General features: G+C 71.1%; 22 protein-coding genes. 9 read left to right on the forward strand and 13 right to left on the reverse strand.

Going from position 1 to position 22,134, the window contains the following annotated elements:
- Positions 1–114 precede the first annotated feature (114 nt).
- The 4 genes from ACI2K6_RS15075 (at position 115) to ACI2K6_RS15090 (ending at position 3,093) form a co-directional block, all read left to right on the forward strand.
- A complete protein-coding gene (locus tag ACI2K6_RS15075; RefSeq protein ID WP_114588804.1) occupies positions 115–945 on the forward strand; it encodes a hypothetical protein in 831 nt (276 codons plus the stop codon).
- On the forward strand, positions 935–1,351 hold the full coding sequence (locus ACI2K6_RS15080) for a phage holin family protein (protein WP_112617740.1): 417 nt from the start codon (positions 935–937) through the stop codon (positions 1,349–1,351). The genes ACI2K6_RS15075 and ACI2K6_RS15080 overlap by 11 nt, the downstream gene beginning before the upstream one ends.
- Positions 1,348–1,923 carry a DUF3618 domain-containing protein gene (locus ACI2K6_RS15085; RefSeq protein ID WP_114588803.1) on the forward strand — a complete coding sequence of 192 codons (576 nt, stop codon included), beginning with the start codon at positions 1,348–1,350 and terminating at the stop codon, positions 1,921–1,923. The genes ACI2K6_RS15080 and ACI2K6_RS15085 overlap by 4 nt, the downstream gene beginning before the upstream one ends.
- A gap of 126 nt (positions 1,924–2,049) precedes the next feature.
- On the forward strand, positions 2,050–3,093 hold the full coding sequence (locus ACI2K6_RS15090; RefSeq protein WP_282501590.1) for a YihY/virulence factor BrkB family protein: 1,044 nt from the start codon (positions 2,050–2,052) through the stop codon (positions 3,091–3,093).
- Positions 3,094–3,132: 39 nt separating this feature from the next.
- Here the strand turns inward: ACI2K6_RS15090 and ACI2K6_RS15095 are convergent, their stop codons facing one another.
- From ACI2K6_RS15095 to ACI2K6_RS15105, 3 genes are read right to left on the reverse strand one after another with little or no spacing between them, the layout of a single operon-like run.
- The gene (locus tag ACI2K6_RS15095; protein WP_404568952.1) at positions 3,133–3,606 is read right to left on the reverse strand and encodes a glutaminase; all 474 of its coding nucleotides are present in this window, start codon (positions 3,604–3,606) and stop codon (positions 3,133–3,135) included.
- 9 nt (positions 3,607–3,615) lie between these two features.
- Positions 3,616–4,479: a transposase gene (locus ACI2K6_RS15100; protein WP_404568953.1), complete on the reverse strand. Its 864-nt coding sequence runs from the start codon at positions 4,477–4,479 to the stop codon at positions 3,616–3,618.
- A 10-nt stretch (positions 4,480–4,489) separates the two neighbouring features.
- Complete coding sequence (locus ACI2K6_RS15105) at positions 4,490–4,630, reverse strand: hypothetical protein (RefSeq protein ID WP_162815491.1); 141 nt, start codon at positions 4,628–4,630, stop codon at positions 4,490–4,492.
- A gap of 88 nt (positions 4,631–4,718) precedes the next feature.
- On the opposite strand from ACI2K6_RS15105, the gene ACI2K6_RS15110 reads away from it, so the two are divergent.
- Complete coding sequence (locus ACI2K6_RS15110; protein ID WP_112617735.1) at positions 4,719–5,063, forward strand: hypothetical protein; 345 nt, start codon at positions 4,719–4,721, stop codon at positions 5,061–5,063.
- Between the two features lie 51 nt (positions 5,064–5,114).
- Here the strand turns inward: ACI2K6_RS15110 and ACI2K6_RS15115 are convergent, their stop codons facing one another.
- The 6 genes from ACI2K6_RS15115 to ACI2K6_RS15140 all read right to left on the reverse strand — a co-directional run bounded on the left by ACI2K6_RS15115 (position 5,115) and on the right by ACI2K6_RS15140 (position 12,256).
- A complete protein-coding gene (locus ACI2K6_RS15115) occupies positions 5,115–5,432 on the reverse strand; it encodes an ATP-dependent DNA ligase (RefSeq protein ID WP_112617734.1) in 318 nt (105 codons plus the stop codon).
- Positions 5,433–5,493: 61 nt separating this feature from the next.
- Positions 5,494–5,745, reverse strand: a complete 252-nt coding sequence (locus ACI2K6_RS15120; protein ID WP_269268212.1) for a hypothetical protein — start codon at positions 5,743–5,745, stop codon at positions 5,494–5,496.
- A gap of 74 nt (positions 5,746–5,819) precedes the next feature.
- A complete protein-coding gene (locus ACI2K6_RS15125; RefSeq protein ID WP_404568954.1) occupies positions 5,820–6,374 on the reverse strand; it encodes a MarR family winged helix-turn-helix transcriptional regulator in 555 nt (184 codons plus the stop codon).
- Between the two features lie 127 nt (positions 6,375–6,501).
- On the reverse strand, positions 6,502–7,764 hold the full coding sequence (gene nhaA / locus ACI2K6_RS15130; RefSeq protein ID WP_114588797.1) for a Na+/H+ antiporter NhaA: 1,263 nt from the start codon (positions 7,762–7,764) through the stop codon (positions 6,502–6,504).
- 78 nt (positions 7,765–7,842) lie between these two features.
- On the reverse strand, positions 7,843–9,153 hold the full coding sequence (locus tag ACI2K6_RS15135) for a hemolysin family protein (RefSeq protein ID WP_404568955.1): 1,311 nt from the start codon (positions 9,151–9,153) through the stop codon (positions 7,843–7,845).
- Positions 9,154–9,343: 190 nt separating this feature from the next.
- On the reverse strand, positions 9,344–12,256 hold the full coding sequence (locus ACI2K6_RS15140; protein ID WP_404568956.1) for a hypothetical protein: 2,913 nt from the start codon (positions 12,254–12,256) through the stop codon (positions 9,344–9,346).
- 179 nt (positions 12,257–12,435) lie between these two features.
- Between ACI2K6_RS15140 and ACI2K6_RS15145 the strand changes: the two genes are divergently transcribed.
- A complete protein-coding gene (locus ACI2K6_RS15145; protein ID WP_274179273.1) occupies positions 12,436–13,620 on the forward strand; it encodes an MFS transporter in 1,185 nt (394 codons plus the stop codon).
- On the opposite strand, the gene ACI2K6_RS15150 is transcribed toward ACI2K6_RS15145, so the two are convergent.
- Positions 13,527–15,869: a helix-turn-helix transcriptional regulator gene (locus ACI2K6_RS15150; RefSeq protein WP_323986711.1), complete on the reverse strand. Its 2,343-nt coding sequence runs from the start codon at positions 15,867–15,869 to the stop codon at positions 13,527–13,529. The genes ACI2K6_RS15145 and ACI2K6_RS15150 overlap by 94 nt on opposite strands.
- A gap of 92 nt (positions 15,870–15,961) precedes the next feature.
- Between ACI2K6_RS15150 and ACI2K6_RS15155 the strand changes: the two genes are divergently transcribed.
- The gene (locus ACI2K6_RS15155) at positions 15,962–16,813 is read left to right on the forward strand and encodes a hypothetical protein (protein ID WP_323986712.1); all 852 of its coding nucleotides are present in this window, start codon (positions 15,962–15,964) and stop codon (positions 16,811–16,813) included.
- Here ACI2K6_RS15155 and ACI2K6_RS15160 read toward each other — a convergent pair.
- A complete protein-coding gene (locus tag ACI2K6_RS15160; protein WP_269268216.1) occupies positions 16,798–17,337 on the reverse strand; it encodes a YaeQ family protein in 540 nt (179 codons plus the stop codon). The two genes, ACI2K6_RS15155 and ACI2K6_RS15160, sit on opposite strands and share 16 nt — an antisense overlap.
- 53 nt (positions 17,338–17,390) lie before the next feature.
- Between ACI2K6_RS15160 and ACI2K6_RS15165 the strand changes: the two genes are divergently transcribed.
- Positions 17,391–18,236, forward strand: a complete 846-nt coding sequence (locus ACI2K6_RS15165) for an NAD-dependent epimerase/dehydratase family protein (protein WP_404568957.1) — start codon at positions 17,391–17,393, stop codon at positions 18,234–18,236.
- A gap of 6 nt (positions 18,237–18,242) precedes the next feature.
- Here the strand turns inward: ACI2K6_RS15165 and xylB are convergent, their stop codons facing one another.
- A complete protein-coding gene (gene xylB, locus ACI2K6_RS15170) occupies positions 18,243–19,559 on the reverse strand; it encodes a xylulokinase (RefSeq protein WP_404568958.1) in 1,317 nt (438 codons plus the stop codon).
- A gap of 47 nt (positions 19,560–19,606) precedes the next feature.
- Positions 19,607–20,794: a xylose isomerase gene (gene xylA / locus ACI2K6_RS15175; protein ID WP_404568959.1), complete on the reverse strand. Its 1,188-nt coding sequence runs from the start codon at positions 20,792–20,794 to the stop codon at positions 19,607–19,609.
- A gap of 88 nt (positions 20,795–20,882) precedes the next feature.
- Between xylA and ACI2K6_RS15180 the strand changes: the two genes are divergently transcribed.
- Complete coding sequence (locus ACI2K6_RS15180; protein ID WP_404568960.1) at positions 20,883–22,112, forward strand: ROK family protein; 1,230 nt, start codon at positions 20,883–20,885, stop codon at positions 22,110–22,112.
- Positions 22,113–22,134: the final 22 nt, after the last annotated feature.

Consider the following 22,134-nt stretch of genomic DNA (forward strand, 5'->3'; position numbering starts at 1 on the left):
AGAAGGCGCGACCATCCCACAGCGCTTCGCCGTCGTCAAGCCCCGGGGCAAGACGAGGGGAAGAGGCGTTACATCGGCACCCCACGAACGCAAGCGGTACCGAGAGGAGAACCGATGTCGCAGAACTATGGTGAGCCGACGTCCGGCTCGCAGGCAGGATCAGGGTCGGGAACGGCGGAGACGGCGAAGCACGAAGCCGGAGAGGTCGCGGGCGCCGCAAAGGCCGAGGCCGGGCACGTCGTCGAGACGGCCAAGCAGGAAGCAGCGGGTGTCGCGTCGGAGGCGAAGTCTCAGGCGAAGCAGGTCTATGCGCAGACGAAGCAGCAGCTCACCGAGCAGGCGGCGTCTCAGCAGCAGCGTGTCGCCGACGGGCTGCGGTCCATCGGCGACGAGCTGGATTCTCTGGCGCAGAACTCCGAGAACCCCGGCATCGCCACCGACCTGGTGCGCCAGGTGTCGACCCGCGTGAGCGGCGCGTCGGACTGGCTGTCGCAGCGCGACCCGGGCTCGCTGGTGAGCGAAGTGAAGAGCTTCGCCCGACGCAAGCCCGGCGTGTTCATCGCGGGAGCGTTGATCGCGGGCGTCGTCGCTGGCCGCCTCACCCGCGCCCTCACCGAGAGCGCGAAGGAGGAGCATGACTCCGCCCCCGCCTCCGGGGCGACCGGAACGACTGTCGGCGGAGTGCCCTCGGCACCGTCGGCACCGTCCCCCGCGCCGGTGAACGCTCCGCTCGACGCGCCGATCGGCACGCCGGGATCCGCAGCCACCGGCATTCCCGCAGCGCCGTCGGCCCCGTCGAACGCTCCCGTCGGGGCTCCGCTCGACGAGCCGATCGACGTCGCTCCGGACGCTGTCGAGCCCACCCCGCTGTACGACAGCTCCGTCGGCCGGACCGCCGACGAGCCGTACACCGAGGGCATCGGGGAGCGCCGAGATGACCGATAACCCCACGCCCTCCGAGCAGCAGGCGGCGAACACGTCGCTCGGCGACCTGCTGGGCGAGGTCACGCGCGACCTGTCGGAGCTGATGCGCCAGGAGATCAACCTGGCCAAAGCCGAGCTGAAGCAGTCGGGAACGCGCGCGGGCAAGGGCGCCGGAATGCTGGGCGGCGCGGGATACGCGGCGCTCATGGCGATCTTCTTCCTGTCGATCGCGCTCTGGTGGGCACTCGGCCACCTGGTCGGGCTCGGCTGGTCGGCCGTCATCGTCGCCGTCATCTGGGGCGTCATCGCGGCCGTGCTCTACGCCCTCGGGCGCAAGCAGCTCGCGCAGGTCCAGGGCGCCCCGCAGACAGCCGAGACCCTGGGCAAGATCCCCGACGCATTGAAGAGAAATGAGGAGAACCGATGACCGATTCACCGGAAGCGATCCGCGCCGACATCGAGCGCAAGCGTCGCGAGCTGAGCCAAGACACCGACGCCCTCGTCGACAAGGTGACGCCCTCGAAGATCGCCCATCGTCAGACCGACAAAATCAAAGGCGCACTCGGATCCGTCCGTGACCGGGTGATGGGCGCGGCCGATGACGCCGGCTCGTCGCTGCACGACGCCGGGTCCTCCGTCGCCGGTGGCGTGTCCGGAGCTGCCCACAAGGTAGGCGCGAAGGCGGAGGGCAACCCTCTCGCCGTCGGGCTGATGGCCTTCGCCGGCGGTCTGCTCGTCGCGTCGCTCATTCCCGCATCCAGCAAGGAGAAGGGCATCGCGGCCGACGTCAAGGAGCAGGCGCAGCCCCTCGTCGAGGAAGCCAAGAGCGTCGCCCAGCAGGTTGGCTCCGACCTGAAGGAGCCGGTGCAGGATGCCGCGGCAGCGGTGAAGGAGACGGCTTCCGAGGCGGTCTCCCACGTCAAGAGCGACGCCCAGGACGGGGTCGGCACCGTCACCGATCGCGCCCAGGAGGCCCGCGACAACGTCAGCGGCAGCTGACATCCCCGCAGCGCGAGCGTTGCACGAACCGTGCACCGGGGCGGCCGTTGTCGCCGGCCCGGTGCACGGTCGCGTTCCCCCCGCGGCGCCGAACACCCGCCGCGTGCATGATCCCCCAGGAGAGACATGAGCAATCAGAGAACCGACGGACCCGACCCCGAGCACCCCGCGAAGCCGGACTCCATCACCGATGTCGAGAAGCCCTCGTGGAAACACGTGCTCAAGCGGACTATCCGCGAGTTCAGCCGTGACCAGTGCCCCGACCTCGCGGCCGGCCTGACCTACTACGCCGTGCTTTCGGCGTTCCCCGCACTCCTCGCCGTGTTCTCGCTCCTCGGCGTCATCGGACAGGGACAGCAGGCCGCCGATGCGGTGCTCGACATCGTCGGACAGATCGCGCCCGGAGGCGCCGCCGAGACTCTGCGCGGGCCGATCGAGGAGATCGCGGGCTCCCCTGCAGCGGGCTTCGCCCTCGTCTCCGGCATCGTTCTGGCGCTGTGGTCGGCCTCGGGTTACGTCGGGGCGTTCAGCCGCGCCATGAACCGCATCTGGGAGATCGACGAGGGCCGACCGTTCCTCAAGCTCAAGCCGCAGCAGCTCGGCGTGACGCTTCTCGCGGTCGCGCTCGTCGTCGTCGCGCTCGTCCTTCTCGTCGTCTCCGGCCCCGTGGCCGAGGCCATCGGCGACGCGATCGGCCTGGGCAGCACCGCCGTGCTCATCTGGCAGATCGCCAAATGGCCCGTGCTCGCCTTCATCGTCATCCTGCTCGTCGCCGTGCTCTACTACTTCGGGCCCAACGCCAAGCAGCCGCGTTTCCGCTGGATCAGCGCGGGCGCCGTCATCGCCATCGTCGTGCTCGCCATCGCGACCGCGGGCTTCGGCATCTACGTCGCGAACTTCTCCAACTACGAGCGCACCTACGGGTCGTTCGCGGGCGTGATCATCTTCCTGCTGTGGCTGTGGATCACGAACCTCGCACTGCTGTTCGGCGCCGAGTTCGACGCCGAGCTCGAGCGCGGACGCGAACTGCAGGCCGGGATGCCGGCGGAGGAGACGATTCAGCTGCCGCCGCGCGACACCACCCGGATCGAGAAGACCGCGAAGCAAGAGGCCGAGGAGCGCGCGGAAGCGCGGCGCCTGCGCGCGACGGGAGGCAAGTCGGACGACTGAGGCTGTGCCGCGCTGCTGCCCGGGGGCCCCGAGAACGCCTCAGGGCAGCAGCGCGATCCGGTCGTCGAGGTAGGCGGCCAACGGCATCCGGGCGCCCGCCGCGAACGCGACGGTCACGACACCGTCGTCGCTGCGCGCGAGCGGACCCGAAGCCCCGCCCGCATCGACGACGTCGAGATCGATCGGCGACCAGTCCAGATGCACCGGCTCGCCTTCGGCGAAGCCACCGCGGAACGCCGCCGCTGCGCGCTCGGAGCGGGCACGCTGCGCCTCGGCGGTGTACCCGCGGATCGCCTCGGCCCGGGCTCGCAGCAGCTCCCCGGTCGCGAACACCTCGTCGTCGGCGATGAGCAGAACACCGAGGTGCCACGCATCCCCGACCGGCAGGATGCGGGCGGCGCGGCCGAAACCGAGCAGGCGGCGCCCCTCACTCCGGACGCCGAGACGCTCGCGGGAAACACCGACCAGCCGACGGCGGGCGTCGGAGATCAGTTCGGTCGCAGCATCCGGCATCCTTCGATGCTATTGACCGTCGTCGTCGGCCGCGCGCACCTTGCGCTCCGCCGCCGCCAGCGCCTCCCGCGCCGACGCGACCACGTCGTCGAGCTCGTCGACGGCGGCGTCGGCCCGCTCGGCATCCTCGGACACCCGCGCGAGGTCTCGCCGGAGCTCGTCGGCCCGCTCGTGCAGCCTGTCAGCCCGTTCCCGGGCGCTCGAGCGACGCTCCTCCGCTCGTGCCAGCACGCGACCGGCCTCGCTCGCCTCGCGCTGCGCCAGACGCCTCCGCTTCTCGGCCTCGCGTCGAGCGCGGCGCTCGGCGAGGTCGTCACGCGGCCTGTCGGGCGCGTCGAGAACGCCGGGTATCGAACCGGCGACGCGGTCCGTCAGCGCGTCCGAGTCGAGCGCGCCCGGTTCGAGCGTACGCACCAGCCGGCCGGCCGCCACCACGGCCCCCGCCGCAGCATCGACGATCGCCGAGTTGACGGTCCGCTCCACCTCGTCACGGGCCGCCGCTGACAGCGAGACACCGGCGTCGTCAGCCAGGTCGGCGGACCGCCGCGCGAGCGCCGCGACGAGGGCACGCCGTTGTTTGCCGAGCCGGGCGAGTTCCGCCGCGTCGAGGTCGTCCTGAGCTTCGCGCAACGCGGTGGACAGTTCGAGCGCCTCACGGAACGAGGGGTCGTGGGCCAGCAGATTGACCGCCCACGCTGCCACCGTCGGCTTGCGCAGACCCCGGATGCGGGAGCCGAGCGCCCCGGAAGCCTCGGCCGCACGAGCGTTACGGGCCGCGACGAAGTCTCCCGGCGGCACGACGAGCAGCTCCGCGGCCACCGCGTCGAACCCGTCATCCCCGCTGCCGCCGGTCCGCGCGCCGTTCGCCGTCATCCCGCCATTGTCACTGACGGCGCTTCGGAGCGCGCGGCATCAGCTCGCCGTCGACGACATCGAAGGCCGGGAGATCCGCGAACACATCGTCGTCGAGCGGGCCGGCACCTCTCGGCTCGAGCTCGTCATCGGGGCGGGGATCGATCGTCATCGACTTCAACTTTTCTCCGCTATCCACGGAGCGTCGAGGCCTTGACAACAAGATTGGGGTTCGTCTCGCGGCGGTTTAATGTGGTGTCGTGGGCACCATCTACTACGGAGACGGCGCATCGCCGATCCACATCGAAGACCGCACGCTGGCGCACCTCAAGGTGGTCATCGCCACGAAGCTGCGGCGCGGAGAGAGCTTCACGCTCTCGTGGCGACACCCCGACGGCGAGCCCACCGGGCGAAGCACGATCTGGCTGCACCCCTCGATCCCGCTCCGATTCGCTTTCGACGACCCCGAGCCGACGACGCTCAGCCGCGAGTGGGTCGAGGAGATGGCAAACTCGGCCAACTCGTCCGGCGGCATCATGATCGTCGCCGAGCATCTGGACGACCCCGACACGGTCGCACCGTCCGGAAGCGACACGACTGCCTGACGGGCTGTGTGCCGCCCGGCGGTCTGCCTGAGCGGTCTGCCTCAGGCGACGTCAGCCGACTTCGGGTGCGCCGTCGTCCACGGGCTCGGGAACGATGGAGAGTCCCGCCGGGCCGCTCGCCACCTGCATGAGCTCCTCGACCCAATGCCGGTTGATCCGCGGCTGCCTGCTGCCCGAGAAATGGAACTGCAGCGGCACGGACGGGTGGATCCAGTAGCTGCGACGCTCACCCCCGCGGGGCAGATCGATGTCGAACATGAACGGCTCGGAACGGCGCAGCTTGTTCATGATGACGATGCGCAGGTGTGCCAGAGTACGGTCGTCGATCTCGACGGAGTTCCCCAGCGTGTCGTAGATGAATCGGCCCACGCAGTGAGCCTAACGCGCAACGGACGGTCCGATAAACGACGGACCGCGGGCGCGTGATCCGCTAACCGTCGATCTGAGCCGAGGTCTCGACCGCGAGCATCTCGGCCGCACCCTCTTCGACGCCGATGGGGACGACCACGGGGCGGCTGGCGCTGAAGGCCTCCCACTCCCGCAGGACCACGCGCTCGACGTCGACGACGGCGAGCGACGGGTGCGCGGCGGCCAGGCGCGAGACGACGCCCGAGAACGACGTCACCACCTGCCCTTCGATGGTGAAACGCTCCTCGATCGGGGTCACCGGGAGGGAACACATGTTCCCATCGTGTCATGCGGTTCCCCGCCTGACGAATGTCAATTCGCGGGCTTTCTCCGCTGACTAGCTACCTGTCAGGAGCGGTCGCTGCGCGCCTGCTCTTCCCGTGGGTCATGGGCGTGAGCGTCGACCTCGTCGACGGCCTGCTGGAGGCGTCCGAGGCACGCGATCACGGCTCGCGCCTCGTCGACGGTCATTCCGTCGACAGCGGCGATCATGCGCTCGTGCATCCTCCCGAGCGTCGCCCGCACCTCGTCGTCCGACTTCTCGGTGGCCACGACGTGGACACTGCGCCGATCGCTCGGATGCGCCTGGCGGACGACGTGGCCCGACTTCTGCAGCCGATCGATCAGGGCCGTCGTCGAAGCGGTCGAGATACCGAGGTAGCGGGCGAGTTCGGTCGGCCCGACGAGACGGCCCTCGCCCTGCGCCTTGATGAGGTAGCGGAGGACGAGCAGCTCGTTCTCACCCATCGACATCGAGTCGCGGGTCCGCCGCCGCATGGCGGCTTCGGCGGCGCGGTAGAGGCGGAAAGCCTGCAGAACGGCGATGCCGCGCTCGCGGGGAGTGCCGGGATCATCAGAGTCCGACGGATACCAGTAATGCGTGGGCGTCGGGACTTCGGGCACTTCGGCATCCTAAAACGTGCTCAGGGGTGTGTGCACGTGGCGCGCGCAGGGATTGACTCGATGGCCCATCCGTGAGACGGGATGATCCGAAACACGCACGACGCGGCCGGTCACTGGCCGCCACCGCTCACTCGTCCCGGTCGTAGCCGAGCGCGGGGCCTTCGCCGTCGATCGTGTGCGCGGCGGGCGCGCCGGCCTCTGCCCGGGCCCGACGAGCGCTCCTGCTGAGCAGCACGGCGGCCCCCGCGGCCGACAGCAGCGTTCCGAGGAGCACGCCGAGGCGAGCGCCGTCGGTGTGGACGCCGTCGGCGAACGACAGGCCGGTGATGAGCAGCGACACCGTGAACCCGATGCCGCACAGCAGACCGATGGGCAGGAGGTCACGCATCCCGACGCCGCCGGGCAGGCGCAGCGGCGTGACGCGCGTGACGAGCGCGGTCGTCCCGAGCACCCCCGCAGCCTTGCCGACGACCAGACCGACGACGATGGCGAGGACGACGGGCTGCGCGACGACCGCCAGGGGGTCGCTGGTTCCGACCACGCTGACCCCGGCGGCGAAGAATGCGAAGACCGGGAGCGCGATACCCGAGGAGAAGGGGCGCACCAGGTCGTCGTACGTGTCGGTGCGCGCCACGCTCTCGCCGTGCACCGGGCGGGCGGGGACGGCGAACCCGAGCAGCACCCCGGCGATCGTTGCGTGGACCCCGGACGCGTGGAGGAAGCCCCACACGACGAGTCCGAGCGGCAGCAGTACCCACCACCGGGCCCACCGCTGCCGGACGACGACGGCGAACACCGCCGCGGTCGCGAGCGCCACCACGAGTGCCACGATGTGGATCGTCGCGGTGTAGAAGATCGCGATGATCAGGATCGCGAGCAGATCATCGACGACGGCGAGCGTCAGCAGGAACGTGCGCAGCCCCGGCGGGAGCCCCCGGCCGAAGATCGCCAGCACCGCCAGCGCGAAGGCGATGTCGGTCGCGGTCGGGATCGCCCACCCGCGCAGCGCGTCGGTGTCGCCCGAGACGAGGATCACGACGGTGAAGAGGATCGCGGGGAGCAGCATCCCCCCGACGGCCGCGAGCACCGGCACCGCGGCCTCGCGCGGGCGGCGCAGACTGCCCGCGACGAACTCGTGCTTCAGCTCGACACCGACGACGAAGAAGAACAGCGCGAGCAGGCCGTCCGCGGCCCAGGTCGACAGCGAGAGGTTCAGGTGCAGAGCCTCGGGCCCGATCGTGAACTCCGACAGCGCCGCATACGAGGCAGCGAGCGGCGAATTGGCCCAGATCAGGGCGAGCGCTGCAGCACCGAGCAGAAGTGCTCCGCCCGTCGTCTCGCGGGACAGCCAGCGGCGCAGCCGGGCTCGGCGGGGAAGAGCGTCGTACATGCGAGGAGCCTTTCGATCCTCCGTCGGCAGTCGCCGACGGACATGTCGACCAGACTTCCCGACGCACCGACCCCCAGTTTACCCTTCGACGGGTTCGACCGCGGGACCCTCCGTCGACGCGCGCGCAACATGGAGCTCGGCGATGCGACGACGATCCAGCCGCGTCACCTCGATCGTCGCGCCGTCGACCTCGATGCGGTCGCCGACCCTCGCGAGGCGCCCGAGCTGCTCGATCACGAACCCGGCGACGGTGTCGGACGTCCCGCGCGGGATCGAGATGCCGGTGGCCTCCTCGAAGTCCTGCAGGTTCAGCCGCCCGTCGACGGGTCCGCCGTCGCCCGAAAGCGGATGCGGCATGACCTCGGTGTCGTACTCGTCGACGATCTCGCCGACGACCTCCTCGACGAGATCCTCGAGCGTCACGATGCCGTCGGTGCCGCCGTACTCGTCGACGACGACCGCGATCTGGCTGCCCTCCGCCCGCATCGAGGTGAGTGTCGGCAGGAGGCGTGCGGTCGAGGGGAAGTACCGGATCGGCCGCACGATGGACTGGAGCGGCTGCGCGTCGTCAGTGCCCGCGGCATCCAGCACGTCGCGCACGTGCACGAACCCGGCAACATCGTCGATCGTCTGATCGATGATCGGGTAGCGCGAGTAGGGCAGATCGCGCACGAGCGCGGCCGCGGCACCCACGGTCTCGCCGCCCGGCAATGACACGACCTCAGGGCGCGGACGCATCACCTCGCTCAGCTGACGGTCGCGCAGCGACAGCACGTCGTCGAGGATGCGCCGCTCGTCCTTGGGGAGCCCCTCGTGGCTCGACACGATGTCGCGGAGCTCCTCGTCACTCAGCTCCTCGCCGGTCTTGTTCGGGTCACCGCCCAACAGCCGCACGAGAAGGTTGGTCGAGAGCGAGAGCAGCCAGATCACGGGGCGCATGAGCTTCGCGAATCCGTTGAGCACCGGCGCGACGCCGTAGGCGAAGGCGGCGTTGCGCTGGATGGCGAGGCGCTTGGGCACCAGCTCGCCCAGCACGAGCGAGAGGTAGGCGATGATCAGCGTCAGGACGATGGTCGCCACCGTCATCGCAGCCGCCTCGGACAGCCCCCACGAGACCAGCAGCGGAGCGAGCGAGGGCGCGATCGACGAGGCGCCGTACGCCGCCGAAGCGAAGCCCGCGACCGTCACACCGATCTGCACGGCCGACAGGAAGGTGTTGGGGTTCCGCGCCAGCGCGGCGACCTTCTCACCCCGCTTGCCGCGCAGGGCGAGCGCGTTGACCTGGCTCTCGCGCAGCGTGACGAGCGCCATCTCGGTGGCGGCGAACACGCCACCGATGAGCACGAAGACGACGACGAGGACGATGTTGAGGAGCAGGTCGCCGTTCATCGGCGGGCCTCGCTCGCGGGACGTGGCGCGCCCGGGGTCACCCGGGCGCCGGGACTGTCGGAATCGGAGGCCTTCGAGGCTCGATGCGTCATCGCATAAAAATAGCGGCATCCGCTCGGGATGCGCTGAACGCTTGACACAGGCCGAGGCCCCCACGACGTCGGGTGCGTCGCGGGGGCCGCGGCGGCTGTCAGGCCCGCGTCCGGCGTCGCAGCATCACGGCTGCCGCGCCGAGAGCGATCGTCAGACCGCCGAAGAGGGCGAGCCGCATCAGCTGCTCGCTCCCGGCACCGGTCGCGGCGAGCGCGCCCACCGCGGTGCGCGCGGTGTCGTCATCGGTCACCGGGTCGCCGGCCGGCGGGGTCGCCGTGACGGTGGCGATGTTGATCACTTCACCGGCCACGCGATCGCTCGCGGTCACCGTGTACACGGCGGTCGCCGTCACCGACTCTCCGGGCGCGAGCACGTACTGCGCTCCGGGCCAGGCGCCGAACGCGATCTCCGACAGGCCGCGGAGCCCGTCCTGGATCGCGACGTCGCGCAGCGTCACGTCGCCGGCGTTCGTCACCGTGAAGGTGTAGCGGATGCGGTCGCCGTCGAGCTCCCCGCTCTTCGTCAGCTCGATGGCGGGCCCCTGCGGGAGCGGCTGGTCGAACTCGTCCTCGTCGGTCACCGGATCGCCGGCCGGCGGCGTGCCGGTGACGGATGCGGTGTTCTCGACGAGGCCGGCATCGCGGTCGGCCTGCGTCGGCGTGTAGGTCGCTGTCGCCGTCACCGACTCGCCCGGGGCGAGCACACCGGCCGAAGCAGGCCAGTCACCGTACGAGAGCTCGGAGAGACCCGGCAGCTCGTCGACGATCGCGACGTCCGTCAGCGTCACGTCGCCGGTGTTGGTCGCGGTGAACGAGTAGGTCAGCTCGCCTCCCTCCCGGACACCCGTCTTGACGAGGGCGATGCCGGGAGCCTGCGGAACCGGCAACTCGAACTCGTCCTCGTGGGTGACCGGGTCACCGGTCGGCGGGGTGCCCGTCGCGGTGGCGGTGTTGTCGACGAGCCCCGCGTCACGGTCGGCCTGCGTCAGCGTGTACGTCGCCGTCGCGGTGACCGACTGGCCCGGGGCCAGCACGCCCGCGGTGTCCGGCCAGGAACCGTAGGCGACGGCTGACAGACCCGGGAGGGCATCGGTGACGGACACGTCGCGGAGGGTGACATCGCCGGCGTTTCGGACGACGAAGGTGTAGGTCGCGATGTCGCCCTCGAGCGCGCCGGTCTTCTCGAGCAGGATGCCGGGTGCCTGCGGCACGGGCGCATCGAACTCGTCCTCGTCGGTGACGGGGCCGCCCGTCGGCGGCGTGCCGACCACGGTGGCCGTGTTCTTGACGATGCCCGCGTCACGGTCGGCCTGCGTCAGCGCGTACGTCGCGGTCGCGATGACCGACTGGCCCGGGGCCAGCACGCCCGAGGCACCCGGCCACGCACCGTACGAGATGCCGGACAGGCCCGGCAGGGCGTCGGTGATCGACACACCGGAGAGCGTCACGTCGCCGGTGTTCGTGGCACGGAACTCGTACGAGATCGCGTCGCCGTCGAGGACTCCCGTCTTCACCAGCGAGATGCCGGCGTTCGGCGGGAGAGGCAGGTCGAACTCGTCCTCGTCGGTCACGGCATCGCCCGTCGGCGGCGTGCCGACCACGGTAGCCGTGTTCTCGACGAGACCCGCGTCACGGTCGGCCTGCGTCAGCGCGTACGTCGCGGTCGCGATGACCGACTGACCCGGAGCAAGCACGCCCGAGGCCCCCGGCCACGCACCGTACGAGATGCCGGACAGGCCCGGCAGGGCGTCGGTGATCGACACGTCCGTCAGCGTCACGTCGCCGGTGTTGGTCGCGGTGAAGGTGTATGCGATCGCGTCGCCGACCAGGGCACCGGTCTTCTCGAGCGAGATCGCGGGAACCGGGTCGGGCAGTGCGACCAGCGCGGGCGCCTCATCCGACACGGGGGCACCGGCGGGTGGCGTCCCGGTCGCGGTCGCGACGTTCTCGATGCTGCCCGCGGCGACATCGGCATCCGTCACCGTGTACGTCGCGGTCGCCGGCACCGATTGGCCGGGGTCGAGCACGCCGGGGGCGCCCGGCCATGCGCCGAAGCGGATCGACGACAAGCCCGGCTTGGGGTCGGTGAGCGTCACATCGGTCAGCGTCACGCCGCCGTTGTTCGTGATCGTGAAGGCGTAGTCGACCGTGTCTCCGGCGACTCCGTGATCGCCGTCTGCGAGCACACCGGTCTTCTCCAGCGCGATCGAGACGCAGTTCTCGTTGACGATGTCGATCAGAGTGCGCTGCAGCGCGGAGAATCCGGCGATGTAGTAATCGGAGCCCTCCGCCGGCCCGGAGACCTGGCGGATGTGCTCGCGGAAGTCGGCGAGCGCCTGGCCGGAGAGGTTGTCGCTCACACCGATCGGCACGATCCGGGTTCCCGTCGCCTTCAGGTCGTTCGCGCTGCGGACCGAGGCGTCCATGACGGCGCGGTCGGTGCTGTTACCGGGTCCGCGCGCCGGGCTGCCGTGCTGAGTCGGGTTGCCGTCCGTGAGGAAGATGAGCGCGTCATAGTCTTCCGGCGACGCGGTGACGGCGGCGAATCCGCGGTCCCAGTTCGTGCCGCCCTGAGCGCTGGCCGGACGCTGGATGCCGTTGACGTACGTGCTGACGGCGGCGACTCCGGCCTCATCGGCGAGCGAGGTCAGGGGCAGCGGCGCGTTCGCGGCGCCCGTGGTCGCCGGCGCGTTCGAGGCGAAGTTGTGAACGGCGAGCGCGAGCGGGTACCCCTCCAGGGCCTGCGCCAGCCCGGCGAGCTCGGAGCGGGTCTGCGCGAGCTGCGCGTCCGTCACGGAGTTGGACAGGTCGACGCTGATCGCGATGCTCATGTCGCAGCGTTCGCTCAGCGGCGGATTCGTCGACGGCGGCACGTCCGACTCGACGGCCTGAGCGGCGACGGATCCGCCGAGAGCGAGGGCCGACGACAGGGCCGCGGCGAGCAGGCCTCTCGCAGCGTGACGGGCGCGACGTCGTCGCGGCGGCGGTGAATCTGGACGCAGGTCTTTCACGGTCATCCTTCGGGTCGGGGGCACAGCTGCTCGGGCAGCGACTGTGCGAGCGCAGCGAACGCGCATCGCGCTCGACCCTGGCGGCCCCGGCGCGCTGGCGACGCGCGATGACGGCGAACTTCACCTCGGATTTCATCCCCGCTTCGCCGTGACCCGCCGTCGCGCACCAGAATGCTCTGGTGCACACCCGGCTCCTCTGGTCGCTGCTCCTGGCCGCGCTCGCGCTGAACGCCGTCTACGGAGCTGTGGCGGGCGTGCTCGTCCCGGCCCAGATCGCGAGAGCGGATGCCGCGAACAAGGACGCCATCCTCGCCGTCGCGCTCACCGCGTCGTCGCTGCTCACGCTCGTCGTCCATCCGCTGGCGGGAGCGGCCTCCGACCGCACACGCTCATGGCGGGGCCGACGAGCGCCGTGGATCGTCGCGGGGGCAGCGGGCAGCGCCGCCGTCATGGTGGCGCTGGGATACGCCGAGTCGGCAGGGGCCGTGGTGCTCGGGTGGCTCGTGCTGCAACCGCTGCTCAACGTCGTGGAGGCTCCGCTCGATGCTGTGCTCGCGGATCGGGTGGAGCCTTCGCGGCGGCCCCGAGCGGCGGCGTTCTTCGGGATGGGGGCCGCCGGCGGACTCGCTGCCGGCGCGGCGGGTGCCGGGCTGGGAGTCGCGGCGCCGCACGCGGTGTACCTGGCCCTGGCGGCCGGACTGCTCGTCGCGTCGGTCGGGTTCGTGGTGGCCAACCCCGACCGGTCCAGCGCAGGGACCACGACACGCGTCCCGGCCCGTGAGGCCTGGGCGTCGCGCGACCTCCGGCTCGTCTTCTCAGCCCGATTCGCCCTGGTGCTGGGTCACCAGCTGGTGATGGGGTATCTGCTCTATATCGTGATGGACTTCACGGGCGCGTCGGTCGAGGAAGCCGGCCGGACCGCGAGCCTCGTCATCGGTCTCCACATCGTCAGCCTGATCTGCGGCTCGCTCGCCGGGGCACTCTGGATCCGGCGCCGGGTCCCCTGGGTCGTGGCGGCGAGCGCCGTCCTTGCGGCATCCCTGCTGATCCCCGTCGCCGCCCCGAACGTCGCAGGGCTCGTGGCGTTCGCCGTGGTGGGCGGTGCGGCACGCGGCGTGTATCTGGCCGCTGACCTGGCCCTGATGATCGACGTCCTGCCGTCACGGGACGATTCGGGACGAGACCTCGGTCTGCTGGGTCTGGCGACCATCGTGCCGCAGACGCTCGCCCCCGCCCTGGCCGGGCTCGTGCTGATCCTCGGCTCGGGCTCCTACGGTGTCCTCTTCGTCCTCGCGGCGCTGGCCGCGCTGTCATCGACCGCGATCATCGCCCGGGTCGGATCGGCCCCCGCCAGAAGGCCGTAAGCGAGGGCGGCGGCGATGGCCTCCTCACGCGACGAGGCGCCGAGCTTGCGATAGAGGGAGCGTCGCTGCGACTTCACGGTGTTGATGGAGACGTGAAGGCGCGCGGCGATCTCTTCCATGTTCGCCGTGTCGACGAGGTGACGAGCGACGATGCTCTCTCGCGTCGTGAGCTGCGGGGCGACGCCCGCGATCGTGACCGGAGCGGGCAGGTCGTCGACGTCACCCTGGAACAGGTCGTGCTCGGCGGCGGGAAGGATGAGGAACGGGGTGCGCAACCCGTAGGTGCGGGCGAGGGCTCCCGCGCGGCCGGCGAGCGCTCGAGCCTCGTCGACGCGACCGAGACGGTGGAGCAGGATCGCCTCCAGCGCGGCTGCCTCGGTCCGCTGCCGAGGTGTGCGCGTCATGACAGCGTTGAGAAGCTTGAGAGCGCGCTCGTGCTGCCGATCGAAGACCGCGACCCGCGCCGCGGCGAGCACGACCTCGGCGCGGTCCGACGGGCGTGACGCGAGGCGTCGCGCTGACGCGAGATCCGCCGCGGCGAGAGCGAGCATGCTCTCGGTGGCGTCGAGCATGCGTGCGGCCGGCGAGCTCGCCGACATCCTCCTGCCACGTCGCGACCGCAGCGACCGCAGCCGCTCGAGGCCTTCGACGGGGCGCCCCGCCGAGATGTCGGCCCATGCGCGCGCGGCGCCGAGCGCCGGCCAGTGCTCGATGGTGTCGATGATCGGCCAGATGGTCGCGACGGCGGCCTCTGCTGCGGCGGCATCGCCGCGTTCGAGCGCCAGCCGGCTCTCGGCGATCCGCAGCAGACTGCCCTGATACTCGTCGAGGATGTCGTCAGGCCAGGGGCGCGCGAGCGTTTGCTCGACCCAGCTCTGCGCGGCCGGGAGCTCACCGGCGCTCGCCTGGATGAGGGCCAACCCGCCGTAAGCGAGGAGTTCGACGCTGGGCCGGGTCGCCGTGGCGAGCGCCTGCTCGAACTGATCGCCCGCGGCTCGGTCGTCTCCCCCGTACAGCAGGCTGATCGCCGCGTGCGCGTGGAGGTCGCCCCGCAGTCCGCGCAGCTGCTCGAGGTCGTCGGGAGGCAGTTCGTCGAGGGTCTGCGCGGCCAGACGTGCGGCTCGAACACCACGGTCTCCGACCCCGGTGAGGCGGCGGGCGACCGACTCGATGATCCGCAGCAGCGCACGGTCGGCCGGTTCGCTCTGCCCCGTCTGCACACCGAGCAGCGCGACGCCGAGCAGCTCGGCCGCGCGTACCCGGTGCTCCCGGCGGGCGTTGAGGATGAGTGCCTGGGCGAGGGCGATGACGGGCCAGCGACGCAGCTGCAGCAACGGGATCGGACGGAGGGCTGCTGCGATGCGCGCGCCGTTCCCCCAGAGCAGCTTGAGCCCGTCGCGGCGCAGCGCAGCATCGACGATGTCGAGCGCGTCGGCCGCCGCGCCTTCGACGACCGCCCCCAGCCCCGCCCCCTCCTGAAGGAGCGCACGGGCGGCCCGATGACGGATGGCGCGCTGGTCCTCCGCTGCGATGGGCGCGGCGGCGAGCGTGGCGGCTCGTATCGGCGCCGTGAGGGCGAAGATCAGCGTCCCGTCGTCGGTGCGCCATTCGCCGTGCCCCGTCCGTTCGGCCCGTTCGATGACGTCGTCGCCTCCGCCGAGCTGTGCAGCCAGCCGGGGGGTGAGGAACTCGGGCACGGCCAGCGCCGCCGACGTGGCAGGAAGCGGATGCGGCGCCAGCCGCGCCAGCACGAGCTGGACCGCCGCGGGGTCGGTGACGTTCGCCTCGACGACCGCGACGACGGCCGCCGGCAGCCCACCCGTCGCCGCCTGCACCGCGCGAGGATCCAGGTGGGAGCCGCGCGCGGCGACGTAGGTGATCGTCTCGTCGAGGGTGAACGCGAGATCGCGCACCCACTCCACGTCCCAGGCCACGGGCACAGCGCGGGCGCTCCTCACGGCGAGACGCACGATCAGGTCGGGCCTGGTGGCTCGCAGCTGTCGCAGTCGTTCCCATGCGCCGGGAGAGAGGGAGTCGCCGTCATCGATGATGAGCGTGCGTGAGACCTCGTCCGGTATCCGCCCGTCTCCGGCCCACGTGACGTCGCGACGCCCCTCTGCGAACTGCCGGAGCAGAGTGCTCGCCCCCGCCCCGTCCGGCCCGAGCAGGGCGACCAGGGGCGCCGGCGATGCGAGCGCCGAGAGGAGACGTGGGCGATCCAGGCGCACCGGGGCGCGCAGGGGTGCCATGGCTGGAATGCTAACGGAGCGCGGCGCGTCAGTCGACGAAACCGGTGAGGTTGGCCGCCCCCACGACTCGCGGAATATGTCACGATGCAGGGATGGACGAGGGAGTTGCCGCGGAGCTCCGGGCCCTCCGCGTCCGCGCCTACGCGCCGGGCGGCGACATCGCCGACGATCCCGCCGCCCTGGCTCGGCTGGCGGAGCTGGAGGCGCGCGAACGCGAAGACCGGATGCCGCACGCGCACGCGCCTGAACCCGATCCGGAGCCCGTGCGTCCGCCGATCATCGATGGGATCCCCGACCTGGCTACGCCCCGATCCGACGATCCGCGGGCTGACGAGTCGCAGACCGACGAGTCCCGGGATGACGACGCGGGGCCGACGGCTCCCCGCGCGCGACGGCTGCGCCCGCTGCTCATCTGGGCCGGTTCGCTCGTCGCGGTGGCGGTCGTCTCGGTCGGGATCACCGCGTTCGCGACGGCCCGCAGCGCCTCGACCGCGACCGCGCTGCCGCCGGACGCGGGAGTCTCGCACGTCACGACGCTGCTGCCGACGGGCGAGGAGATCCCCGACTTCATGCGCCCGTATGGCGACGGGGTCGAGGCGGGGTCGTTCGAGAAGTTTCTCGGCCTGTCGGTATTCCGCACCACGGACATCTGGCGGGGAGGGGACAACATCTGCCTGTCGGTCGCGCGCATCGACGACGACCAGGGCGACGGCTCCGTCAGCGGATCGTCGTATCAGGGCTGCTCGGCCGGCGCGTTCTCCGCGGCCGTCTCCTTCATCGTCTGGGACGATCAGCCCGAAGAGCTCCTCGAGCGCTATCCCGTCGGTACGGCGCTGCAGTTCGTCCTCACCGATGCCGGAGTCGACGTCTTCGTGTCCGAGGCCCCGACCTCCTCCGCTGCGCCGGAGGCTCCCGGTGAGGCAGGCATTCAGCCCGCGGGCTGAGTGATGACGTCGGACTCGGCGGTGACACCGTTGAGTTCGACGTAGAGGTGGCGCTCGGTGACCGAGACCGTCACGGTGTTGCGGCGGTCGAGCGCCGAGACGAGCGTGTCGATGAAGCCCGGCTCGAAGCTGTGAAGGGCGATCTCCGAGACGCGGTGGATCTTCTTCCCCGCCCACGCGGCCACGATGGGGCCGGGGTTGCGCTGGGTGTAGACCGCGACGCGGTCGGCCTGCTTGCTCCCGAGGTGCAGCCGCGAGGCATCCGGCGCCCCCACCTCGATCCAAGCGACGATCGATCCGGTCAGGTCGCGCACGAGCACGGCGGGTTCGTCCTTCGCGGCGATCCCCTCGGTGAAGTCGATGCCCTCCTCGTACTCGAGGCAGTACGCCAGCAACCGGGTCAGCATGAAGGCGTCGGTCTCGGAAGGATGCCGCGCGACGCGCAGCGCGAACGACTCGTACACGCCTCGGTCGACGTCGGCGAGCGTCGCATCGAACGTGTGGATCGTCGCCCCGGCAGCCATGAGGATCGAGCCTAGCCGCCCCGGGGTGGGCATCCGTGTGCGACGCTGTTCCCATGCGGATCGCACTGACGGGATCATCGGGAAAACTCGGCACGGTCGTCGCTCGTGAACTCACGGCGGCGGGGCACGAGGTCATCGGCTTCGACGTGGTCGGCACACGCGGGCCCGCGTTCGTGCAGATCGATCTGACCGACTACGGCCAGGTGGTCGACGCTTTCGGCTCGGTCGGCGATCGCCACGACGGCGTCGACGCGATCGTGCATCTCGGCGCGGTGCCCGCTCCCGGGATCCGTCCCGACATCGCGACGTTCCACAACAACATGGCGGCGACCTTCAACGTCTTCCACGCCGCGACGCGACTCGGCATCGACCGCGTCGTCTACGCCTCGAGCGAGACGGTGCAGGGGCTGCCGTTCGACGTGCCGCCGCCGTACATCCCCGTCGACGAGGAGTATCCCGCGCGCCCCGAGTCGGTGTACTCGCTCGTGAAGCACCTCGAGGAGCAGCTCGCGATCGAGCTCGTGCGCTGGCACCCGGGCCTCTCGATCACCGCACTGCGCTTCTCGAACGTCATGGTGCCCGAGGACTACGCCGAGTTCCCGTCGTTCGACGCCGACCCGATGCGTCGCAAGTGGAACGTGTGGAGCTACATCGACGCGCGCGACGGCGCCCAGGCCGTGCTGCGCGCGCTCGAGAACGCACCGGCCGGCTTCGATCGGTTCCTCATCGCCGCCGCCGACACCGTCATGTCACGCCCGAACGCGGAGCTCGTGGCCGAGGTGTTCCCCGGCGTCGAGATCCGCGGCGACCTCGGAACGAACGAGTCGCTCTTCTCGACCGAGAAAGCCCGGCGGCTTCTGGGCTACGAGCCGAAGCACTCCTGGCGCGACCATGTCTGAGGCGATCTAACCGGCACCCGCCGCGGCGACGCGGCGGGCCTGCTCGGCCGCGCCGAGCGCGACGTACTCGCCTGGCGCGGGCACCTCGACGTCGAGTCCGAAGACCGCGGGGGCGATCTGCTGCACGGCTGCCGACCGCGCTCCCCCGCCGACCAGCAGCACGCGCCGCAGCGGCACGCCCTGGTCGCGCAGCGCGTCCAGTCCGGCGCCGAGGCCTGCCAGCATCCCCTCGACCGCTGCACGGGCGAGGTTCTCCCGCGTGGTCGAGGCGAGCGTCATCCCGGTCAGCGAGGCCGTCGCATCCGGCAGATTCGGCGTGCGCTCGCCCTCGAAGTACGGCACGAGCGTCAGCCCTCCCGCCCCGGGCTCGGCCGACAGCGCGAGGCGCGACAGGCCGTCGTGGTCGACCCCCAGCAGGGCGGCGACGACGTCGAGCACGCGAGCGGCGTTGAGCGTGCATACGAGCGGCAGGTGGTGCCCGTCCGCCGAGGCGAAGCCCGCGACGGTCCCGGTGGCATCGACCGCGGGCGTCTCGCTCACGGCGAAGACCGTGCCGGACGTGCCTATCGAGACGACGACGTCGCCGACGCCCGCGCCGACACCGAGAGCGGATGCCGCGTTGTCGCCGGCGCCCGCGGCGACCCGGCGGCCGCCCTGATCCTCGACCCACTCGTCCGCGGCGAGGACCCGCGGAACCACGGCGTCGTGCCCGAGAGCGGCTACGAGCAGCTCCCGGTCGTACTCGCCCGTGACCGCACTCCAGTAGCCGGTTCCCGAGGCGTCGGAACGATCCGTGACGAGCTCGGCCAGCGCGGCGGCCCCGCCCGTGCCGTCGGAAACCGGGCCGAAGCCGCGCAGGCGCCAGGTCAGCCAGTCGTGCGGAAGGGCCACCGCCGCGGTCCGCGCGGCGTTCTCCGGCTCGTGCTCGCGCAACCACCGCAGCTTGCTGATGGTGAACGAGGCGACCGGAACGAGTCCGGTGCGCTCGGCGAGCCGGTCGGCGCCGTATTCGGCCACGAGATCGGATGCCGCCTGCGCCGAACGGGTGTCGTTCCACAGCAGCGCGTCGCGCACGACGGCGCCCCGCTGGTCGAGCGCGACGAGGCCGTGCTGCTGGCCGCCGATCGACCAGGCCTGAACGTCCGCCATCCCGCCCGCGAGCTCGATCGCCGCCTGCAGGGCGGTCCACCACGACTCGGGGTCGACGCTCGTGCCGTCCGGGTGGGGCGCACGCCCCTCCCGGACGACCCGACCGGTCTCGGCGTCGACGATCACGACCTTGCACGATTGGGTCGACGAGTCGACACCCATGACCAGCGTCATGCCGGCATCCTCTTCTCTCGGGTTAGGGGACTCTCGCGGCGCCGGCGTCAGCGTGCGCCGAGCAGGTGCTCGGTCGCGAGCTGCTGCAGGCGGACGAAGCCGAAGCCCTTGCCGCCGAGGTACGCGTCGGCGTCGAAGTCCTCGTAGGCCGAGCGGTCACCGACGAAGTCGTCGTAGGTCTCACCCTCGCCGAAGGTCGGCTGGGCGAGCTCCGGAACGCGCGCCGCTTCGAGCGCCTCCTGCACCTCCGGGTCGGCGCGGAACGCCGCAGCCCGCTCCTTGAGCAGCAGGTAGGTGCGCATGTTCGCGGCGGCGGAGTCCCAGACGCCGGTCTCGTCCTCGGTGCGGCTCGGCTTGTAGTCGAAGTGACGGGGTCCGTCGTACGCGGGGCCGCCGTTCGGGCCGCCGTTCTCGAGCAGGTCGACGAGCGCGAACGCATTGTGCAGGTCGCCGTGACCGAAGACGAGGTCTTGGTCGTACTTGATGCCGCGCTGACCGTTGAGGTCGATGTGGAAGAGCTTGCCGTGGTACAGCGCCTGCGCGATGCCGGCCGCGAAGTTCAGGCCCGCCATCTGCTCGTGTCCAACCTCGGGGTTCAGACCGACGAGCTCGGGACGCTCGAGCGACTCGATGAAGGCGAGGGCGTGACCGACGGTCGGAAGCAGGATGTCGCCGCGCGGCTCGTTCGGCTTGGGCTCGATCGCGAAACGCAGGTTGTAACCCTTCTCGACGACGTAGTCGCCGAGAAAGTTGACGGCCTCGCGGTAGCGCTCCAGCGCCTGTCGGACATCCTTCGCCGAGTCGTACTCGGCACCCTCGCGGCCGCCCCACATGACGAAGGTCTCGGCGCCGAGCTCGGCGCCGAGGTCGATCTGACGCAGCACCTTGCGGATCGCGAAGCGCCGCACCGCGCGGTCGTTCGAGGTGAAGCCGCCGTCCTTGAAGACCGGGGCGCTGAAGAGGTTGGTGGTCACCATGGGCACGGTCAGGCCGGTGTCGGCGAGCGCGCCCTTGAGGCGATCGATCTGCGTCTGCCGCTCGCTCTCGCTCGACCCGAAGGCGAACAGGTCGTCGTCGTGGAACGTCAGCCCCGCGGCCCCGAGCTCGGCGAGCTTCTCGACGGCGTGAACGACGTCGAGGGGCGGCCGGGTCGGTACGCCGAACGGGTCGGTTCCGTTGTAGCCGATGGTCCAGAGGCCGAAGGTGAACTTGTCGGCCGGGGTCGGGGTGCGCATGCGTGCTCCTTCGCTTCGATTGCTGCGACCTCAGCGTAGGTCGGTTTGTCTATTACGTCAACAAACTGTGTTCTCGTAGGCTGATGCCGTGAGTGTCGCGCCCGGAACCGCCGAACTCGTCCGGCGAGTGAACCTCGCCCGGATGCTCGTCACCGTGCACCGCGACGGTCCGATCTCGCGGGCCGCGCTCACCGCGGACCTCGGCCTCAACCGCTCGACCATCGGAGCGCTGACCGCCGAGCTCGCGCGCCTGGGCCTCGTCACCGAGACCGCCGGCGCTGCCGAGGGTCGCATCGGGCGCCCGTCCCCCGTCATCACGGCCCGCCCCGATGTGGTCGCCGTCGCCGTGAACCCCGAGGTCGATGCGGTGACACTCGCCGCCGTCGGCCTCGACCGCCGGATCCACGCGCGCCGCCGCGCACTCACGACGACCCTCATCACGCCGCACGCGCTGGCGTCACTGATCGCCGCGACGATCGAGGAATGGCGCAGCGGGCCGCTCGCCACGACCAGGGTCATCGGGGTCGGTATCGCCGTCCCCGGGCTCGTCGACCCGGCTGCCGGCCTGGTCGTGCACGCGCCGCACCTGCGGTGGACGGACGCCCCGCTCGCCGATCTCGTCACCACCGCGACGGGCACCCCGACGACCGTGGGCAACGATGCCTCGTACGGCGCGCACGCCGAGTACCTCTTCGGCGCCGCGCGCGGCGTCGCCGACGTGATCTACCTCAACGGCGGAGCGAGCGGCATCGGTGGCGGGCTCGTCGTCGGCGGCGGACTCGTCGGCGGCGCGCGAGGCCTCGCGGGGGAGTTCGGGCACAATCCGGCGATCTTCGAGGATGCCGCGGACCGGCGATCCGGTGAACGCGCCGCCCTCGAAGACGAAGTGAGCCGGCACCGCCTGATCGCCTCGCTCGGGTTGCCCGGCGCCGACGACGCCGAGCTGCGGGCAGCGGTCCACGGCGCCGCGAATCCGGCGGCGCGCGCCGAGGTGCATCGGCAGCGCCGCATCCTCGCGTCCGCCGTGGCAAGCGCGGTCAACGTCCTCGATCCCGCTGTCGTCGTCCTCGGCGGCTTCCTCGCGCCGCTCGTCGAGACGGACGTCGACGGCTTCGCCGACGCGGTCGCCCGTCAGACGATCTCCGGCTCGGCGCCGCTCGTGCGCACCGCCGAGCTGGGAGACGACCGCCTGCTCGTCGGCGCCGCCGAGACCGCGTTCGCCGCGCTGCTGTCGGATCCGGTCCCCGTCATGACCGGCGCCGACGCCCCCATGACGGATTCCGGCGTGGCGTCAAGCGCCGGTCGGCCCGCGCGCTGAACTCGTACGATCGAGAAGACGC

It is taken from the genome of Microbacterium sp. NPDC006705, from assembly GCF_044903545.1.
Lineage (GTDB): Bacteria > Actinomycetota > Actinomycetes > Actinomycetales > Microbacteriaceae > Microbacterium > Microbacterium plantarum.

Excerpts from the sequence above, each read along its gene's own strand:
- xylB (WP_404568958.1), bottom strand. The coding sequence starts at position 19,559 with ATGACGCTGGTCATGGGTGTCGACTCGTCGACCCAATCGTGCAAGGTC.
- xylA (WP_404568959.1), bottom strand. The coding sequence starts at position 20,794 with ATGCGCACCCCGACCCCGGCCGACAAGTTCACCTTCGGCCTCTGGACC.
- ACI2K6_RS15090 (WP_282501590.1), top strand. The coding sequence starts at position 2,050 with ATGAGCAATCAGAGAACCGACGGACCCGACCCCGAGCACCCCGCGAAG.
- nhaA (WP_114588797.1), bottom strand. The coding sequence starts at position 7,764 with ATGTACGACGCTCTTCCCCGCCGAGCCCGGCTGCGCCGCTGGCTGTCC.
- ACI2K6_RS15150 (WP_323986711.1), bottom strand. The coding sequence starts at position 15,869 with ATGGCACCCCTGCGCGCCCCGGTGCGCCTGGATCGCCCACGTCTCCTC.
- ACI2K6_RS15080 (WP_112617740.1), top strand. The coding sequence starts at position 935 with ATGACCGATAACCCCACGCCCTCCGAGCAGCAGGCGGCGAACACGTCG.
- ACI2K6_RS15100 (WP_404568953.1), bottom strand. The coding sequence starts at position 4,479 with ATGACGGCGAACGGCGCGCGGACCGGCGGCAGCGGGGATGACGGGTTC.
- ACI2K6_RS15095 (WP_404568952.1), bottom strand. The coding sequence starts at position 3,606 with ATGCCGGATGCTGCGACCGAACTGATCTCCGACGCCCGCCGTCGGCTG.
- ACI2K6_RS15135 (WP_404568955.1), bottom strand. The coding sequence starts at position 9,153 with ATGAACGGCGACCTGCTCCTCAACATCGTCCTCGTCGTCGTCTTCGTG.
- ACI2K6_RS15155 (WP_323986712.1), top strand. The coding sequence starts at position 15,962 with ATGGACGAGGGAGTTGCCGCGGAGCTCCGGGCCCTCCGCGTCCGCGCC.
- ACI2K6_RS15085 (WP_114588803.1), top strand. The coding sequence starts at position 1,348 with ATGACCGATTCACCGGAAGCGATCCGCGCCGACATCGAGCGCAAGCGT.
- ACI2K6_RS15105 (WP_162815491.1), bottom strand. The coding sequence starts at position 4,630 with ATGACGATCGATCCCCGCCCCGATGACGAGCTCGAGCCGAGAGGTGCC.
- ACI2K6_RS15075 (WP_114588804.1), top strand. The coding sequence starts at position 115 with ATGTCGCAGAACTATGGTGAGCCGACGTCCGGCTCGCAGGCAGGATCA.
- ACI2K6_RS15120 (WP_269268212.1), bottom strand. The coding sequence starts at position 5,745 with ATGTGTTCCCTCCCGGTGACCCCGATCGAGGAGCGTTTCACCATCGAA.
- ACI2K6_RS15165 (WP_404568957.1), top strand. The coding sequence starts at position 17,391 with ATGCGGATCGCACTGACGGGATCATCGGGAAAACTCGGCACGGTCGTC.
- ACI2K6_RS15160 (WP_269268216.1), bottom strand. The coding sequence starts at position 17,337 with ATGGCTGCCGGGGCGACGATCCACACGTTCGATGCGACGCTCGCCGAC.